The organism is Arthrobacter sp. sptzw32 (assembly GCF_059089735.1).
On sequence record NZ_JBNHEZ010000010.1, the window covers coordinates 49,050 to 66,844 of the forward strand.

The 17,795-nt window shown below is 65.1% G+C and carries 16 protein-coding genes and 2 riboswitches; of the genes, 12 read left to right on the top strand and 4 right to left on the bottom strand.

Annotation, left to right across the window (positions count from 1 at the left end):
* The first annotated feature begins 196 nt into the window (after positions 1-196).
* The 10 genes from AC5RVN_RS16630 (at position 197) to AC5RVN_RS16675 (ending at position 11,439) form a co-directional block, all read left to right on the top strand.
* A complete protein-coding gene (locus AC5RVN_RS16630) occupies positions 197-892 on the top strand; it encodes an iron-dependent transcriptional repressor DtxR (RefSeq protein ID WP_494041304.1) in 696 nt (231 codons plus the stop codon).
* 144 nt (positions 893-1,036) lie between these two features.
* Positions 1,037-1,248: riboswitch (cyclic di-AMP (ydaO/yuaA leader) on the top strand.
* A gap of 9 nt (positions 1,249-1,257) precedes the next feature.
* Positions 1,258-2,079 (top strand): M23 family metallopeptidase, encoded by an 822-nt coding sequence (locus AC5RVN_RS16635; RefSeq protein ID WP_494106210.1) that lies wholly within the window; start codon positions 1,258-1,260, stop codon positions 2,077-2,079.
* 128 nt (positions 2,080-2,207) lie between these two features.
* Positions 2,208-2,388: riboswitch (cyclic di-AMP (ydaO/yuaA leader) on the top strand.
* Positions 2,389-2,458: 70 nt separating this feature from the next.
* The gene (locus AC5RVN_RS16640) at positions 2,459-3,169 is read left to right on the top strand and encodes a C40 family peptidase (RefSeq protein WP_494041303.1); all 711 of its coding nucleotides are present in this window, start codon (positions 2,459-2,461) and stop codon (positions 3,167-3,169) included.
* Between the two features lie 164 nt (positions 3,170-3,333).
* Positions 3,334-4,134 carry an NlpC/P60 family protein gene (locus tag AC5RVN_RS16645; protein ID WP_494041302.1) on the top strand — a complete coding sequence of 267 codons (801 nt, stop codon included), beginning with the start codon at positions 3,334-3,336 and terminating at the stop codon, positions 4,132-4,134.
* Between the two features lie 257 nt (positions 4,135-4,391).
* Entirely contained in the window at positions 4,392-4,892 is a 501-nt protein-coding gene (locus AC5RVN_RS16650) for an HNH endonuclease (protein WP_494041301.1), read from the top strand.
* 45 nt (positions 4,893-4,937) lie between these two features.
* The gene (gene mobA, locus AC5RVN_RS16655; RefSeq protein ID WP_494138665.1) at positions 4,938-5,603 is read left to right on the top strand and encodes a molybdenum cofactor guanylyltransferase; all 666 of its coding nucleotides are present in this window, start codon (positions 4,938-4,940) and stop codon (positions 5,601-5,603) included.
* A complete protein-coding gene (locus AC5RVN_RS16660) occupies positions 5,600-5,893 on the top strand; it encodes a DUF6457 domain-containing protein (RefSeq protein WP_494138666.1) in 294 nt (97 codons plus the stop codon). The genes mobA and AC5RVN_RS16660 overlap by 4 nt, the downstream gene beginning before the upstream one ends.
* A complete protein-coding gene (locus AC5RVN_RS16665; protein WP_494138667.1) occupies positions 5,890-7,269 on the top strand; it encodes a molybdopterin molybdotransferase MoeA in 1,380 nt (459 codons plus the stop codon). The genes AC5RVN_RS16660 and AC5RVN_RS16665 overlap by 4 nt, the downstream gene beginning before the upstream one ends.
* A 78-nt stretch (positions 7,270-7,347) precedes the next feature.
* The gene (gene fdhD / locus AC5RVN_RS16670) at positions 7,348-8,235 is read left to right on the top strand and encodes a formate dehydrogenase accessory sulfurtransferase FdhD (protein ID WP_494138668.1); all 888 of its coding nucleotides are present in this window, start codon (positions 7,348-7,350) and stop codon (positions 8,233-8,235) included.
* A 144-nt stretch (positions 8,236-8,379) separates the two neighbouring features.
* Positions 8,380-11,439, top strand: a complete 3,060-nt coding sequence (locus AC5RVN_RS16675) for an alpha-mannosidase (protein ID WP_494138669.1) — start codon at positions 8,380-8,382, stop codon at positions 11,437-11,439.
* A gap of 179 nt (positions 11,440-11,618) precedes the next feature.
* Here AC5RVN_RS16675 and AC5RVN_RS16680 read toward each other — a convergent pair whose 3' ends face one another.
* Positions 11,619-12,356, bottom strand: coding sequence for a hypothetical protein (locus AC5RVN_RS16680; protein ID WP_494138670.1), 738 nt, complete (start codon positions 12,354-12,356; stop codon positions 11,619-11,621).
* On the bottom strand, positions 12,353-13,090 hold the full coding sequence (locus tag AC5RVN_RS16685; RefSeq protein WP_494041294.1) for a hypothetical protein: 738 nt from the start codon (positions 13,088-13,090) through the stop codon (positions 12,353-12,355). The genes AC5RVN_RS16680 and AC5RVN_RS16685 overlap by 4 nt, the downstream gene beginning before the upstream one ends.
* A 244-nt stretch (positions 13,091-13,334) precedes the next feature.
* On the opposite strand from AC5RVN_RS16685, the gene AC5RVN_RS16690 reads away from it, so the two are divergent.
* Entirely contained in the window at positions 13,335-14,978 is a 1,644-nt protein-coding gene (locus AC5RVN_RS16690; protein ID WP_494138671.1) for an ABC-F family ATP-binding cassette domain-containing protein, read from the top strand.
* Positions 14,975-16,888: an ABC transporter ATP-binding protein gene (locus AC5RVN_RS16695; protein ID WP_494138672.1), complete on the top strand. Its 1,914-nt coding sequence runs from the start codon at positions 14,975-14,977 to the stop codon at positions 16,886-16,888. Before AC5RVN_RS16690 ends, AC5RVN_RS16695 begins: the two co-directional genes overlap by 4 nt.
* On the opposite strand, the gene AC5RVN_RS16700 is transcribed toward AC5RVN_RS16695, so the two are convergent.
* Complete coding sequence (locus AC5RVN_RS16700) at positions 16,885-17,322, bottom strand: NUDIX hydrolase (RefSeq protein WP_494138673.1); 438 nt, start codon at positions 17,320-17,322, stop codon at positions 16,885-16,887. The two genes, AC5RVN_RS16695 and AC5RVN_RS16700, sit on opposite strands and share 4 nt — an antisense overlap.
* Positions 17,319-17,795: a DUF6314 family protein gene (locus AC5RVN_RS16705; RefSeq protein ID WP_494138674.1), complete on the bottom strand. Its 477-nt coding sequence runs from the start codon at positions 17,793-17,795 to the stop codon at positions 17,319-17,321. Before AC5RVN_RS16705 ends, AC5RVN_RS16700 begins: the two co-directional genes overlap by 4 nt.

Consider the following 17,795-nt stretch of genomic DNA (forward strand, 5'->3'; position numbering starts at 1 on the left):
CCTCCCTCATTCTGCCCTGTGGGACTGTTGGGGCGGGAACCGGAGCCGTCATAGTCCAGTCAATGAGACGGTCACACAGCCCGCCGCAACTAATCGGACAAAGTCAAAATAGGCTAAGCTTTTCCACGGACTACGTCGCAGTTGAAGGCGATACGGTGGGACAACGCAAGGTACTGCGCTCGAGGAGCTGAGCTGGATGACGGATCTGATTGATACTACGGAGATGTACCTTCGGACCATTCTGGAGCTCGAGGAAGAGAACATCGTTGCCCTGCGTGCGCGTATCGCCGAACGGCTTCGCCACTCCGGACCCACCGTTTCCCAGACCATTGGACGGATGGAGCGGGACGGCCTCGTGGTGGTTTCCGGCGACCGCCACCTGGAGCTCACTGAGACCGGCCGTAAGCGCGCCACCGAAGTCATGCGCAAGCACCGCCTGGCTGAGCGGCTCCTCGCCGACGTGATCGGACTGGACTGGGCCTACGTCCATGACGAGGCCTGCCGCTGGGAGCACGTGATGAGCGAGCGGGTGGAACGGCGCATCTACGAGATGCTCGACCACCCCACCAAGTCTCCGTACGGAAACCCCATCCCCGGGCTGGCCGCGCTGGGCGGCATGCCTTCCCTTGGTTTTGGCGACGGGGCTGTCAGCCTTCTGGAGGCGATGAAGTCCTACGGCTCTGCCTCTGTTGTCACCATCAGCCGGCTTGCTGAACCCATCCAGGTGGAGCCTGAGCTGCTCTCGCAGCTTGACGAGGGCGGCATCCGGCCTGGCGCTGCTGTGTCCCTGGAACGGGTGGGTGATTACATCTCCGTCCGGGTCCCGGGCATCGAAGGGGCGCTCGAGCTGCCGCCGGAGGTAGCGGCCCACGTGTTCGTGGCCCTCGCCTGAGAATCCCCGTCGGGTGCCCTACCCCATGTGAAGTGGCTTACGCAAAGATAACGGAATTGTTACTTTGCCCCTTTTGCCTCTATAGTTGAACTGAAGTTGATATTAAAGCGTTACCTGATCCGGAGCCGAGCTCTGCCAGCGGATCAGGAGCACGAGTCGTAACTGGCAGAGGCGGGGGAACCACAAGCGGCAGCCGGGGGACTGCCTTGGGGTTAAGTCCGTCAGCAGCAAGCCTCTTCCAGTGAAGGATTCCTCCGGGATATCTCTGTGCCGAAGCTTGCTTACGGCGGACCGGGTCTTTGCACTCTCTGACCCGAATCCGACAGCTAACTTCGCAGGCTTTCCAGAGAGGACCCTTCTTGACCATGCACAATTCCAGGGGACGCCGCCGCGCGCCGGTCCCTGCTTCGACACCGCGCGTTGTCGAAGTCATCACCTCGGAACGCCCCCGCGATCCGCACCGTGATGCTCGCCGGCGTCGGGGTCCCTTCCGTCAGGTCACCGAATTCGCTGCAGCCAGCGGCATCGGCCAAAAGGCCGGCGTGGCACTTGCCGCCACCGGACTGGTACTCACCGTGACCGTACCGGCCACCAGTCCCGTCATGGCCACCGATACCTTGGGATCCTCTGCCGTTGCCGCGTCAGCTGTTGCCCCGCAGCCCCAGATCACCGCAGAAGCCGGGGCCGCGATTGACTTCAGCCGTTCCGCTGTAGTCACCCAGGCGGACCCGGACGGAAAGCTGAAGCAGCTGCTCAGCGCCCAGTCTGCCGGCGCCGTAACCCGCGCTGCTTCCACGGGAAGCCTCGGTGCCCCACTCGCTGCCTTGACCACTGCTTCGCCGTTCGGCTACCGCGTCAGCCCGATCACGGGAGGCTCCGGCGACTTCCACCGCGGGCAGGACTATGTGGCCCAGTGCGGCACATCCGTCCTGGCTGCGGCCACGGGAACTGTTACCTTCGCCGGCTGGCACGAGTACGGTGGCGGCAACCGCGTTGTAGTGGACCACGGCAACGGCCTGGAAACCACGTACAACCACCTCTCCTCCTTCAGCGTGAAGGAGGGGCAGACAGTTTCCCGCGGAGACGTTGTAGCCCTCAGCGGGACCACAGGTGCCTCCACCGGCTGCCACCTGCACTTTGAGGTCCAGGTCAACGGTGAGGTCGTCGACCCCACCAGCTGGCTCTAGTCAAGTGACCGCTTGCTATCAAATCATCTTGACCTGCCGTGACCTGAATGTGACATTCACGCAAAACTGCTGTACCGTCTAACTCGCGTCAACTTTTCCGAAGTTGACGCTCTTGTGCGGATTGCCTAACTCTGCCACCGCTCAAGGTCCGTTCGCATTTCATCGTCTGGCAGGGGCGGGGGAACCAATTGTGGCCTTTAGTTTCGAAGGCCTTGGGGTTAAGTCGCAAAAGCTTCCCAGGAAGCCGCGCGGCCGGGTGACTCCCATCCGAATCCGACAGCTCACCTCGCAGGCATTGGGAGAGGCTACCTTCGTGTCTTCACGCCATAATTCGGCGCGCCACCGCGCGCAACCGGTTCGTACCAACGCCCTGGACTCCATGTCCAAGGCTGTTAGTGCCAATGCCGGGACAGTAGGTCGCCAGGCTGCAGTCATCGCTGCTGCATCCGGCCTCATCCTGACCATGGGCCTGCCAGCCAATGCAGCAGATACCACTGCTGGTATCTCCGCTTCCACCGAGTCCGGATCCGCGCAGCCCGCCCTTGCCGTCACCGCGGCACCCACGGCTACCGTTTCCTTCGAACGGCCGGTTGTGACCACCATCGCCGCTCCTGTTGTGGAGCCTGTGACAGTCCAGTCAACCTCCGATGACGAGGACGCCCCCGCCGCATCGACTGCAGCGACCGCGTCAACTGCCCCCACTGCGGCGACTGCCACCACAGCAGCAGCAAAGAAGATCGCCGAGCCCGTCGCATCCGCGGCCAGCTCGGGCATCGCGGCCATCGCTTACACCGGCATCGGCAGCCCGTACGTCTGGGGCGGCACCACCCCCAATGGCTGGGACTGCTCCGGCTTCACCCAGTGGGTCTACGCCCAGGCCGGCATCAGCATCCCCCGCGTGAACGCATGGACTGCAATGAAGCCCACGTCCACGCCGCAGCCCGGTGACCTTGTTATGCAGAACGGCGGAGCGCACGTTGGCATCTACGTCGGCAACGGCATGATGATCAGCGCCCTGAACCCCTCCCAGGGAACGCTGCTGCACTCGGTAGCCGCTACCGGCTCCTCCGCGTTCTTCACCATGAACTAGTTCTTCGACCTTACGGTCCAAGAGCTTTTTCTTTGCCCAAACACGCTTTTCGCTAAATCACACATCCCCGTTCAGGGCGTGCCGGCGTACCCCCAAGATGCCGGCACGTCCAGTCCCCTTTGGCTGCCTACATGCGGTTCGAAGGAAAACGAAAGAGAGAACTGATGACTACTCGTGCAACCGCACGGCACCGCGCCGAGGTCACCAAAACCAACTCGCTCGCCATCATTGCCAAAGCTGTCGGCGACAACGCCGGCGGCGTAGGACGCCAGGCGGCTGTTATCGCAGCGGCTTCCGGCCTTGTCCTGACCAGCGGCCTGGCAGCCAACGCTGCTGACGCCAACGTCCAGCGTGATTCCGCTCCGGCTTCCACCCTGGAAGTTGAATCAACCGTTGAGGCTCCGATTTCGGCTGCTTCCACCATCGCCATCTCCTTCGAGAAGCCGGCTGTAACCACCACCCCGGCCCCCGTAGTGGAAGCCCCCGAGCCCGAAGTCGAGGCAGAAGCTGAGGTTCAGAAAGCCGCTCCGGCTCCTGCTCCCGCCACACGGACTGCCGCTGTCGCCAAGGTGACCGCCACGGCGCCGGCAGCAGCCGCTCCGGCAGCAGCCGCGCCCGCCGTTTCTGCACCGGCAAGCGGCAAGGGTGCGGCGATCCTGTCCGCCGCCTACGCACAGCTCGGCGTTATGCAGGACTGCACCATGCTGGTTACCAACTCCCTGGCTGCCGTGGGCATCAACTTCCACGACTGGCCGGCAGGCTACCTTTCCCTGGGCCGTACGGTCAGCGCTGCAGAGGCTCAGCCGGGCGACCTCATCTACTACGCCAACGGTGGTTCCGGCATGGCGCACATCGCCGTTTACGCCGGCAACGGCCAGGCCGTCCACGGTGGCTACAACGGCAACCAGACTGTTGTCTTCAGCGCCAACGTAGGCTCCGGCCCGGTGTTCATCCGCGTCAACTGACACTTTCCGCCACGTTTTGCATAGCTGACGAAATCCAGACAGGACCCCTGCCCTTCCGGCGGGGGTTCTGTCAGTTAACCCGGAGGGTTTGCGGGTCCCGCGCCTATTTTGGTTCGGACACGGCTGCCTCCGGCTTCAGCGATTAGCTGATAGTGCACTTCTTTGTTTACTCTTGTGGTGTCGATCCATAGCCCGGACATGCCGAGGGCAGCCGGCCCTCGTGCCCCTGACGGGTGCGGCCGTGAAGAGGTACGTGCATGCGCACTCTCGTTCTGAATGCTGGATATGAACCGCTGGCGGTTATTACTTTCCGCCGGGCGCTGGTGCTTGTGCTCACGGGCAAGGCGAGCGTTGTGGCTGAGGGGGACGATCCCGTCGTGGGTCCCCAGGAGATTCTGGGCCGCCCGTCCGTGATCCTCCTGAACCGCTACATACGCCCCAGATACAACCAGTCCACGGCCGTTAGCCGACGCGGAGTGCTCCGGCGTGACGGGCACAAGTGTGCTTACTGCGGTAAAGCTGCGCACACCATCGACCACGTTCAACCAAAGTCCCGCGGAGGTGCGGAGTCCTGGGAAAACCTGGTGGCTGCCTGCTTGAAATGCAACAACGTCAAGGGCGACCACACCCCGGCGGAAATGGGCTGGAAGCTGAGGTTCGTTCCGGAGCCTCCGCATGGGACCATCTGGCAGATCAAGGAACTCGAGAAGCCGACGCCCGCCTGGGACCCGTTCCTGCTGCCCGAACGCGCTGCGTAGCACCAGTGTCGGACGGCGTCCGTTGCCCCGGGCTAGGCTGGGGGAATGGAGCAAAACGGGTCGGATTTCAATGCCTTGATCCTGGCCGGCGGCCGGTCATCACGGCTGGGCGGAGTACCGAAGCAAGGGCTCGTCTTCCAAGGTGCAACCCTCCTGCAGCAGTCACTGGCCGCGGCCTCCGGGGCCTTCCGTACAGTGATTGTTGGCCCGGACCCAGGTGCACTTCCCGCAGGCGTGCTCTCATGCCGGGAGCAACCCGAGTTTGCAGGCCCGGCCGCTGCTGTGGCCGCTGGCCTTGACGCGCTGGCCCGGGCCGGAAACGAACAGACGTACACCCTGGTGCTGGCCTGTGACATGCCGCGGGTCTCTGCTGCCGTGCGGGCCCTGAGGAAGCTGCTGGACGACGGTGAACTCGGAGGCGACGGGCTCATGGCCTGTGGGGAAGACGGGCGGCCCCAGCACCTCGCCGGGTTCTACCGCACAGGCATGCTAAAAAAGGCTGCGGAGGATCTTGCGTCGCGGGGCGCGTTAGTTAACGGTTCGATGCGGGCACTCCTTGCTAGTCTTGACCTGCAGCTTGTTACCGTCCCCTCCGGTTCCACGGACGATGTGGATACCTGGGATGATGCCGCCGCACTAGGAGTTGACGCCGGGACTACGACGAATTCCAGGACCGGCGCGGCAGCAGTTGATTTGGGAGGCAGTCAGTGAAAAGCCAGGATGAAACGCTGGAGGAGTGGTGCAGGTCCCTGCTCCAGGCTTATGAGCTTGAGGACGTCCAGGTGGATGTCAACGCCGTTCTCGCCCTTGCAGGGGCAGCAGCCCATTCTGTCGTGCGGCCTGCGGCGCCCCTCACTACCTTTATCGCCGGCTACGCGGCCGGCCTGGCTTCAGCGGCCGGACGCAGCACGGAAACGGCGTCCATGGAAGGTGCCCTGGCCGTGGCCCGATCTTTGGCTGCCGACTACGACGCTGAAGCTGCCGGGACTCCCGGCGAATGACCGAGGAGCCCGGGGAAGAACGGAGTTCAACGGACCTGCCGGAGACGCCGCGGCATCTGGCCCACACCTGGGAGGAAGCGAGGCTGGCCGCCTTCGAAGCAGCCACACCTATTCCGGCCGGACCTGTTCCCCTGCAGTTTGCCCTGGGCCGAAAGCTTGACCAGGACATTACTGCGCTCCAGGACATGCCCCACTATGCCTCCTCCGGCATGGACGGGTGGGCGGTCAACGGCAGCGGCCCGTGGATCCTGGCGGAACCGGGCGCCCGGCTGGCGCCCCACCAGGCCAGCCCAATCGTCACCGGCGGGCTGATTCCTCCCGGCGGAAAGGCTGTGCTTCGCAGCGAAAGCGCCGTACTCGGCACGGATGAGGACGGCCTGCCGGTCCTGATGACGGGTGGGAGCGCCCGGCCCGGGGAACCCCGCAACGGCCAGCATATTCGCAAAGCCGGGGAGGAAGCCCTGGCCGGAGACGTGCTGGTCAAGGCGGGAGCGAAGCTCAACCCTGCCCATCTGGCACTTGCCGCACTGGCCGGCTACGACGAACTGCAGGTCCAGGGAAAACCCCTTGTCCGGCTGCTGTTCACGGGCTCCGAAGTTATTGAACAGGGGGTGCCCGTCCCGGGCAAGGTGCGGGACACTTTCGGTCCGCAACTGCCGGCAGTCGTGGAGATGCTTGGCGGCATAACGGGGGAACAGCACCGGATCGGGGACTCCTATGATGAGTGGCTCGCCGCCTTGGAGGACGTGGTACCTGAGGTGCCCGGCGCTCCGGACCTGCCGGCCGACGTCGTCATCACCACGGGCGGAACCGGACGCTCAGGCACGGACCACCTCCGCACGGCGGTGGCAGAACTGGGGGGCAGGCTCGTCGTCGACGGGATCGCGATGCGCCCGGGACACCCGGCTGTCCTGGCGGAACTGCCGGACGGCCGCTTTGTCCTCGGTCTTCCAGGGAACCCGCTCGCCGCCATGATGGCACTGGTCACTGTTGGGGCGCCCCTGCTCGCCTCGCTCGGCCACGGCAGCCTGCCCCCTGTCCAGGAAGTGCCCTGCGGAAGCATGATCGAACCCGATCCGGGGCGCACCCGGCTGATGCCCTTCCGGCTCCTCTACGGGATGGCATCTCCGGCGCAGCACACCGGCCCGGGGATGATGCGCGGGTTGGCCTCGGCCGACGGCGTGATGGTGGTGCCGCCCCATGGAGTCCAGCTCGGCGAGTTGGTGCCGGCCGTTGCCCTGCCCTGGGGGCCACCCATTCCGGCAGCTGGTGATCCTGCCGGGAAGGCAAAGCCAAGGAGCGCACCGCGGCAAACCAGGACCGCCGCCAAACCGTCAGCCAGCGGGCCCGTAGACTGGAGTGCACTGCTTGGCTGACGCTGCTCCCGGCCGTGCCCGGTTGGTGTCAGGCTGCGGCAGTTGTCATGATGGACCTATGAAAACGCAGGGGTGGGAATGGGCCGGGTAACCCAGCGCCGGAAGGTGCACAAGTACGTCCTTGACGGTTCTCCGAAGGCGCTCGAGTTTCCGGTACGCCACCGTGAGGATGTCCTCGCTGTGGAGGAGCCCCTGGAGATCCGGCTCGGACAGCTCTCCTTTTCTGTCACTATGCGGACCCCTGGCGACGACTTTGACCTGGTGGCCGGCTTCCTGGTGTCAGAGGGGATCATCTGGAGCTCCGAGCAACTCGTGTCGCTGCGTTTCTGCGCCGGCGAAGATGAAAACGGCGTCCAGACATTCAACGTGGTGGAAGTCCAGCTAAGGCCGGACGTCACAATTCCGTCCATCGGCCGCCACATCTACACGTCGAGCTCCTGCGGCATTTGCGGAACGGACTCAGTGGAGTCAGTCCAGAAGTCCTCGCACTACAGTCCCGCCGCAGACCCGCTGACCATCGACGCTGAGCTCCTCGCATCGCTGCCCGCCCTCCTGCGGAAATCCCAGCGCCTTTTCGACGACACCGGGGGAGTGCACGCCGCCGGATTGTTCAACATCCAGGCCGACGGCGGCGCGGAGCTGTTGTGCCTCCGAGAGGATGTAGGGCGCCACAACGCCGTGGATAAGGTGGTGGGCTGGGCGCTGCGTGAAGGACTGCTCCCGCTCCGCGGCACCGTCCTCCAAGTCTCGGGGCGGGCGTCCTTTGAACTGGTGCAGAAAGCGGCGTTGGCGGGAATTCCCGTGCTCGCCGCGGTCAGCGCGCCGTCAAGCCTCGCGGTTGAGCTTGCAGAGGCCAGCGGCGTGACGCTTGCCGGCTTCAGCCGGGGAACCAGCCTCAACATCTATGCCGGTGACCACCGGATCGTCAGGCCCGTTGCCCGGACTGCCGCTGACGCCCGTACCTGAGCCGGTTTCCCCGCCCGCCCTGCGCGGAAAACGTTTTTTAGAGGGATGTTGTCCGCCGGTTATGGCGAGTAAGCTACCAGCGGGTAGTTTTATCCGCCGAATGGACAACATGGTCCACGATTTCAGCGCTGAAGAGGGCCAACATTGCATGACGACCGCCGAATCACGGAAGTCCGCCTCGAAAGATTCGTCCGAGAACGTATCAACCCCGCCGTATACAGCCGGAGCCTCCCCCTCAGCCTGAGCAGTTGGGACGTGCCGGACGAACCCGTGCCGGCCCTCGAGGCCATGCGGCAGAAGTTCCAGCCGCAGGAACACGGCGCTCCCTGGGGAAAGCCGTGGGCTACCAAGTGGCTTCATCTCCAGGGGGAAGTCCCCGAGTCCTGGGGCACGGAGCCGGACACTACCCTTGAAGTGGTGGTCGATCTGGGGTTCACCATCGAAGTGCCGGGTTTCCAGTGCGAGGGCATCGCATGGCGGGCCGACGGCACCATCATCAAAGCGGTGTCGCCGCGGAACCAGTACATTCCGCTCAAGCTTCTGGGCGGCGGCATGGCGGTGGACTTCTATGTGGAGGCCGCCGCAAACCCTGATGTTGCGCAGGGCTGGACGTTCGCCGCCACACCGTACGGCGACAAGTCAACGGCCGGAATGGCACCCCAATACAGGCTGGGAACCATTGCCATCGCCGAGCTGAACCAGGCTGTGTGGGAACTGCAGCAGGACATCTGGACCCTGTCCGGCCTGATGGTGGAGCTGCCCCTGGAGCTGCCGAGGCGGCACGAGATCCTGCGGGCGCTTGAGCGCATGATGGACGTGATGGATCCCGACGACGTCGCCGGCACCGCAGCCGCCGGCAGGGCCGCCCTCGCCGAAGTGCTGGCGCGTCCCGCCTATGCGTCCGCTCACCAGCTCGTTGCCACCGGCCACGCGCATATCGACTCGGCCTGGCTTTGGCCCGTCCGGGAAACCATCCGCAAGTGCGCCAGGACGTTCTCCAACGTAGTGGCGCTGATGGATGAGTACCCGGACTTCGTTTTCTCCTGCTCGTCGGCGCAGCAGCTGGCCTGGATCAAAGAGTTCTACCCTGAACTCTTCGGCCGGATCCGGGAAAAGGTGCGCGCCGGGCAGTTCGTACCCGTAGGCGGCATGTGGGTGGAGTCCGATACCAACATGCCCGGCGGAGAGGCGATGGCGCGGCAGTTCGTGGAAGGGAAAGGCTTCTTCCTTGCCGAGTTCGGCGTGGACTGCCAGGAAGCGTGGCTGCCGGACTCCTTTGGATACTCCGCAGCCCTGCCCCAGATCGTCAAGTCCGCCGGCAGCCGGTGGTTCCTCACCCAGAAGATCTCCTGGAACCAAACCAACAGAATGCCGCATCACACCTTCAACTGGGAGGGCATCGACGGCACCCGGATCTTCACCCACTTCCCCCCGGTTGACACCTACAACTCCCAGCTCAGCGGACGCGAACTCGCCCACGCCGAGCGGAACTACCGCGACCATGGCCGCGGCACCGTCTCGCTGGTGCCCTTCGGCTATGGCGACGGCGGTGGCGGCCCCACCCGGGAGATGCTTGCGGCCGCCGTGAGGACAGCAGATCTGGAAGGATCTCCCAAGGTGCGAATCGGTTCCGCCGCGGGCTTTTTCCAGCAGGCCGAGGATGAGTATCCGTCGCTGCCGGTGTGGGTGGGGGAGATGTACCTCGAACTGCACCGCGGCACCTACACCAGCCAGGCCCGGACCAAGAAGGGCAACCGGCGCAGCGAACACCTGCTGCGCGAAGCGGAGTTATGGTGTGCAACTGCAGCGGTCCGTGCAGGGGACACGTTCACATACCCCGCCGCCGAGCTCAAAAGGCTCTGGCGCCTGGTGCTGCTGCAGCAGTTCCACGACATCCTTCCAGGCAGCTCCATTGCCTGGGTGCACCGGGACGCCGAACGCAATTACGCAACCATCGAAGCTGACCTCGAAATGCTGATCGCCGCTGCCGCCAAGGCAGTGGTTGGCCGCGGGGACCGGAAATTCCTGTTGAATGCAGCACCGCATGCCCTGGGCGGCGTGCCTGCGATGGCTGCCGGCGTCCCTGCGGCGCAGTCTGCGCCCGCCCGCTCCGCAGCGCGGGACGGTGGTTTCGTTCTGGACAACGGCATTATCCGGGCAGTCCTGGATGCGGACGGCCTGCTCACTTCGCTTTGGGATTACGGCACTGGCCGGGAAGCGATTGCGCCGGGAGAACGCGGCAACCTTTTGGAACTTCACCGTGACACCCCCAATGAGTGGGACGCCTGGGACATTGACGAGTTTTACCGCCGCAACGTCACTCCGTTGACCTGCGCGGAGTCGGTGCGGACTGTCGACGAGGACGGCGCGGCTGCAGTAGTGGTGGAGCGGAGGGCAGGGTCCTCGGCCATTACCCAGCGCATCAGCCTCGCCGCCGGAAGTCCTTCGCTGTCGATCACCACGTCCGTGGACTGGCAGGAGAGGGAAAAGCTGTTGAAGCTTGGCTTCGCACTGGATGTGCGGGCGGACCGGTCTGCGGCGGAAACACAGTTCGGTCACGTCTTCCGGGCAACCCACACCAACACGTCCTGGGAAGCGGCGAAGTTCGAAATCTGTGCACACCGCTGGATTCACGTGGGGGAGCCGGGCTACGGCGTCGCCGTTTCCAACTCGTCGACGTACGGGCATGACGTCACCAGAAGCATCAGGGCGTCCGACGGCGGCACCACCACCACAGTGCGTATGTCGCTGCTGCGTGCCCCGAAGTTCCCGGATCCGGATGCGGACCGTGGACGTCACGAGCTGACCGTCACCGTCCGGCCAGGCGCCGGCATTGCCGATGCCGTCGAGGAAGGATACCGGACCAACCTGCCTCCGAGGCTGGTCACCGGAGCCTCGCCGGTGGAGCCGCTGGTTTCGCTGTCAAACCCGGCTTTGGTGGTGGAGGCTGTGAAGCTCGCAGAGGACGGTTCCGGAGATGTCATTGTCCGGTTGTACGAATCGCTGGGGCAGCGTTCCGGGGGAACGCTTACCGCAAATTTCCCCGTACGGCGGGTCATTGCCGTGGATCTGTTGGAACGCCAGGTGGATGCTGCCGGCGTAAAAGCCGGCATGGACGGGGCGGAGCTGCTGCTGCGGCCGTTCCAGTTGGTGACACTGCGTCTTGTTCGCGGACAGGAGCAGGCGGGCGGAAAAGGGCCTTAAATGGCTGAGTGGGGGCGGTCCCCAACGGCCGCCACCACTCATCCCCCCAAAGCGTGCAAAGGCCCCCGGGGGCCGCATTCGTCCAAGAAAGTATCCCCGTTCGTAAACGCCCGGCAGCCCCCACCTTCACACATTCATGATTGTTTCACATTCTAATGATTTTGTGAAAGCGGGAAAGGTTACGTTTCGGTAGATGTCCTTCTCAGCGGGTGGCTCCTGCCGTTTCTGACTCTCGCGACCCAGATGAGCGCCAGGCCGAGGACGAAGCAGAGCACCGCCGCGTAATTGACGATGAACTCCAGGGCGCCCAGCGCGGGCGGCACCACAGGGAACAGCAGGGTGAGGGCTATGGCCATTCCGCCCACTGCCAGCAGCCCGGCGGCCACCCGTACCAGCACGGGAAGTCTGCTGCCTACTGCACGGACCATGGCCGGAAGCAGGACCAAGGACACGTAAGAGGGATAGGCTCGTCCCGCTGCCCCGTAATACTCCACCAGGACGAAGTTCCGCTCGCTTTTGCCCGCTGTTGCCGACAGTCCGGCCGAGGAACCGGTAGTGTCCATCAGGACAAACAGGATGGTCATCACCAGGGAAATGACCAGCAGCACCATCATGCCCAGCCTGCCCGTGATGAGCCGGTAGGCATGGTCCGCTCCAAATCCCCGTGTCACCCGTATCCCCACAAAGTAGATTGCGCCGAAAATGATGAAGCGCAGCAGCAGGTTGGCGAGGTTCGTGCCTCCCAGCGCTCCGTCAACCGCCGCGTAGGGCGCCTCGATGCTCAAAAGGATGGCCGCAGTCAACAGAGCAAAAATATAGAAAAGGGACCGGTTCTCTCCCCGAAGTGCACTCGGTACCCGGGCCGCTGCGATAAGTCCGCAGATGGCCAGCGTGGACCACTGAAGAATTTCGATCATCCCAGGTTCTCCCAAATCTTTTCTGTCTGCGCCTGGTCCTGTTCCTGCCGCCGCAAAACCTTGCCCAACGCCTGCAGCCGGTCGCCGGCCAGGACCGCGAGGTCGCCGTCGGACAGGCTGTCCAATGCGGCCTGGCGTGCGCCGGGAGGCCAACCGGCCTCTTCCTCGGTGATCAAGCCGGTGGCCACCAGGCCGCTGGCCGGGCCCACGCCTGCCGCCCGCGCCGTGGCCACGGCCAGTTCTGCTGAAAGCCGGTTGGCGGTCAACTGGGCTGAATAGTTCTGTGGCGCTATGCCGGTGGCGGCGGAAACACGGTGCCGCACCTCGCCGTCGTCAATGGCATCAACCCAATTTTTGACGGACGTGGCGTGCGGCGCAGGTGACAGCGGGGGCGGCGTGCTTCCCGGGTTCCCGTCGGGGCCCATGCCCGGGCGGGCCAGCATGGCGCGCAGGAGGTCAGCGGTGGAAATCTGGCTGACCAGTTCGCACCGGGCAGGCGGTTGCTGCGGCCCGGCCAGTTCCCGGTACGGTTCGAAGTCGGCCAGGGCAGCCACCGGGTTGATGTTGTAGGCGCGGCTGATGCTGACCACCGTGCTGACAGAAACTTTTCCGCGCACCAATTGCTGGGCCAGAGTGGTCCGCTTGATTCCCGAGATCCGGCAGACATCTGCCGTACTGGCGTCCGGCGCGATTCCTTGCAGCCAGCGCTGGAACGCCTTGGCGGGGAGGGTCATGAAGGGCTCTCTGCAGATCGGATGATTCGTTGATTTTAGCCTGCCCTTGTCCGGCCGATTTTACCCGCACCCCAGTTTCGGCTATGCTTGATGGTCGAGCCCGTTGGTCCGTACACCCCCCAAGTCCGGACCAGCGGGTTCTTTTATGTCCGGGCTCCGGGCGCCGTCCATCTGACGGAATGCAGAGGCTTTGCGGGCCGGAAGGCGCCAGACCTGCTGCGCGCTGCGGTGAAAGGATGACTCCATGACTGCGACCCTTGTTGCGAAGGATCTTTCCGGCGGTCACGACCACCGGCTGCTCTTCTCCGAACTCTCCCTCACGGTCGCCCCTGGTGACGTTGTCGGTGTGGTGGGGGCCAACGGCGCCGGAAAGTCCACACTGCTCCGCCTGCTTGCCGGCGTCGACCAGCCCCAGGGCGGGACCGTCAGCCTGGCTCCCGCTGACGCGTTCGTGGGCTGGCTTCCCCAGGAGCACGAGCGCGTTTCCGGCGAAACGGTGGCGGCGTACATTGCCCGGCGGACCGGCTGCGCCGAGGCCACCGCCGATATGGAGTCCACAGCAGAGGCGCTGGGTTCCGGCGCGCCCGGGGCCGATGATGACTACGCCCGCGCTTTCGACCGCTGGATGGCCTCCGGAGCCGCTGACCTGGACGACCGCATTCCTGCCGTACTGGGTGATCTGGGCCTGGACACCGGCGCTGATGCCGAGATGACCGGGTTGTCCGGGGGCCAGGCCGCCAGGGTGGCGCTCGCGGCCCTGCTGCTCAGCAGGTTCGACGTCGTCCTCCTGGACGAACCCACCAACGACCTGGACCTGGCAGGACTTGCCAAACTCGAGGACTTTGTCCGCGGATTGCGGGGCGGCGTTGTCCTGGTCAGCCATGACAGGGAGTTCCTTGCCCGCTGCGTCACCACCGTAGTGGAACTGGACCTGGCGCAGAACTCCGTAGCTGTTTACGACGGCGGCTATGACGCCTTCCTTGAAGAACGTGCAGTGGCCCGGCGGCACGCCCGTGAGAAGTACGAGGAGTTTGCCACCACCAAGGCGGACCTGGTGTCCAGGGCCCGTACGCAGCGTGAATGGAGCTCCCAGGGCGTTCGGAACGCCATGAAGAAGAGCCCGGACAACGACAAGATCCGCCGCGCCGCCAGCACCGAGTCCTCGGAGAAGCAGGCGCAGAAAGTACGGCAGATGGAATCGCGGATTGCCCGGCTGGACGTGGTGGAAGAGCCACGGAAGGAGTGGCAACTTCAGTTCTCCATCGGCAAGGCGCCGCGCTCAAGCGCCGTCGTGGCCACCCTCCGCGATGCTGTGGTAAAACAGGGCACGTTCACCCTCGGCCCGGTCAACCTCCAGCTCAATGCGGGGGAACGGATCGGCATCACGGGCCCCAACGGCGCCGGCAAGTCCACCCTGCTGCGCCTGCTGCTGGGTGACCTCGCACCGGAGTCCGGCAGCGCAGCCATGGGCGCCTCGGTGGCCATCGGCGAGATCGACCAGGCCCGGGGGCTGCTGGCAGGCCACCTTGCCCTTGCCGACGCCGTCGAAGCTGTCCTGACGGACCTTAACCCGGCAGAGGTCAGGACGCTGCTGGCAAAATTCGGCCTGAAGGCGGACCACACCGCGCGTGCCGTTGATTCGTTGTCACCCGGCGAGCGGACCAGGGCCGCCCTGGCCCTGCTGCAGGCGCGCGGAGTGAACCTCCTGGTCCTGGACGAGCCCACCAACCATCTTGACCTTCCGGCCATCGAACAGCTTGAGGAGGCGCTGGAGAGCTACGACGGCGCCCTGCTGCTGGTGACGCACGACCGGAGGCTGCTGGAAAACGTGCGGCTGGATGTACGTTGGAATGTGGAAAACGGGACCGTAATGGAGCAGCAGCAATGAGCATGGAACGGGTGGCCTGGGGCTCCCTCTACAACATCACCCGCGCCAAGAGCGGTTCCCGGCCGTTCTCCAAGGCCACCCTCAAGCGCGTCCTGGGGTTTGCCCGGCCGCACCGGGGCAAGCTCCTGGCCTTCGTGGCGTTGTCCATCGTGATGGCGTTCCTCGCCGTGGCCACGCCCGTGCTGGCAGGGCAGGTGGTGGATGCGATCGTGGCCAAGGCCGCCGCGGAGGAAGTGGTCCGCCTTGCGGTGCTCATCGCCGTCGTGGCCGTGGCCGAAGCCGGCCTGGGCCTGGTGAGCCGCTGGCTGTCCTCCACCATCGGTGAGGGGGTGATCGTGGACCTTCGCACCAAGGTCTTCGACCACGTGCAGAAAATGCCCATCGCGTTCTTCACCCGGACCCGCACCGGCGCCCTGGTCAGCAGGTTGAACAACGATGTGATCGGTGCCCAGTCGGCGTTCGCCGGGACACTGTCCGGTGTGGTCAGTAACGTGGTGGCTTTGATCCTCACGCTCATCGTCATGCTCGGAACGTCCTGGCAGGTGACAGTCCTGGCCATGATCCTGTTGCCGGTCTTCCTTATCCCAGCGCGGCGGATGGGGTCCAAACTCGCGGACCTGCGCCGCGAGGCGGCGGAGCACAACGCGGCCATGGGCACCCAGATGACTGAACGCTTCTCCGCCCCCGGCGCCACCCTGGTCAAGCTCTTCGGCCGCCCCGATGAGGAGTCCCGGGAGTTCGCCGTCCGCGCCGGCCGCGTCCGCGACATCGGCGTCCGGACCGCCATGCTGCAGTTCACCTTCGTGACCGCCCTGACGCTGGTCTCCGCGCTCGCCCTGGCGCTTGTGTACGCGCTGGGCGGATGGTTTGCCATTACCGGCCAACTGGCGGCAGGCGACGTTGTGGTGCTGGCCCTGCTGCTGACCCGCCTCTACGCCCCACTGACGGCCCTCTCCAACGCCCGGGTGGAAATCATGAGCGCCCTGGTCAGTTTCGAGCGTGTTTTCGAGATCCTGGACCTTAAACCCCTGATCCAGCAAAAGCCGGACGCCGTGCCTGTGCCGCCCGGCCCGGTAGCAGTGGAGTTCGACGACGTCCGTTTCGCCTACCCCTCGGCGGACAAGGTTTCACTCGCCTCGCTGGAGGAGGTGTCCACCCTGGACACCCGCGGCGGGGAAGAGGTGCTCCATGGCATCAGCTTCCGGGTGGAGCCCGGCCAGACGGTGGCGCTGGTGGGATCGTCCGGCGCCGGCAAGTCGACCATTGCCCAGTTGCTGGCCCGGCTTTACGATGTGGACTCCGGCGCCGTGCGCCTGGGCGGAACCAGGCCCGGGACTGGACTGGACCTGCGGGACGCCACCTTCGATTCCCTCCGGGACACGCTGGGCATGGTGACGCAGGACGGTCACCTCTTCCACGAAACCATCGCCTCCAACCTTCGGCTCGCCAAGCCGGACGCCACGGAGGAGGACATGTGGGAGGTCATCCGGCAGGCCCGGCTCGAAGCCATGATCCGGTCCCTGCCGGACGGGCTGGACACCGTGGTGGGCGAACGCGGCTACCGGCTTTCGGGTGGTGAGCGCCAGCGGCTCACGATCGCCCGGCTGCTCATCGCCCAGCCCCGCGTGGTGATCCTGGACGAGGCAACGGCCGCGCTGGACTCCACCAACGAAGCTGCAGTGCAGGCTGCCCTTGGTGCCGCGCTCGAGGGGCGCACCGCCGTCGTGATTGCCCACCGCCTGTCCACCGTCCGTGCCGCTGATGCGATCCTGGTGGTGGAGGACGGCCGGATTGTGGAACGGGGGACCCACACAGAACTGCTGGCCGCCGAGGGACGCTACGCCGAGCTCTACCGGACGCAGTTTGCCGAAGCCACGGCAGTGGCGCAGGAAGCAGTTCCTGAGTTCTAGCCTTCAGGCGGGGTGCCTGCAGACCGGAGGCCTCCAGGCCCTGCGGCCAGCTTCGGAAGGATATGCTCCGTGAGCAGCGGGGCGAGGTCCGCGGGCAGGTCGCCAGCCAGTTCAAGCCAGCGGATCTCCGCTATTTCTGCAGACGGATGGGCCGTCCAGGTACCCGGCGCCATGAAGACGGTTGCCTCGATATCCGTGGCGGCCTCGTTGGCGGCCTCCGCGATCCAGACCCCCATCAGCTGAAGCTCGCGCGGATCGAGGACGATACCCACTTCTTCGGCCAGTTCCCGTGCCGCCGTCTGTGCCGCCGTTTCCCCCGTTTCCGGCTTCCCGCCCGGGTGCATGAACATGGCCGTGCCGCGCTTCCTCACAGTCAGGAGCCGGCCGGCATCGTCGAAGACACAAACCGCGGACACCACGATGCGGTTCTTCATGCGCCCGCCGTAAGCCGCACCAGCACTGAGGTGAGCAGGAGGTCCTTCTGCGGCCCCGTCACGTCCCAGCTGTAGCTGAAGCGGTTCTCGTCAATGTACTTGTAGGCCACGCGGTAGGTGTCAGGATCGCACCAGTGCTGGTCCAGGTTGGCCTTAGGCGTGAAGCTCATGGTGTGGAAGGGGCGCCCGTCCGGAAAAAACACGTCCAGGGCGTCGGGGTGGTCTGTGGTCTTCAGCAGGTATTCACGGGAGGCGGGGCCGGTGAAGGTGGGCCAGCGCATGGTGCCTTCTTCGCGGAGGGCCAGGCCGTCGTCGTCCAGTGGGTCAAAGCGCACGACGCCGGAAAAGGTACCGCGGGTGCCGCTTGCCCTGTCCAGCAGGTCCCGCCGGACAGCCCACTGCCCCGATTCCGCGGGGGCGGCCGGGCCGAGCAGGTAGGCACGGAGTGCGAACTCCGGGGGAGGAAAGTTCAA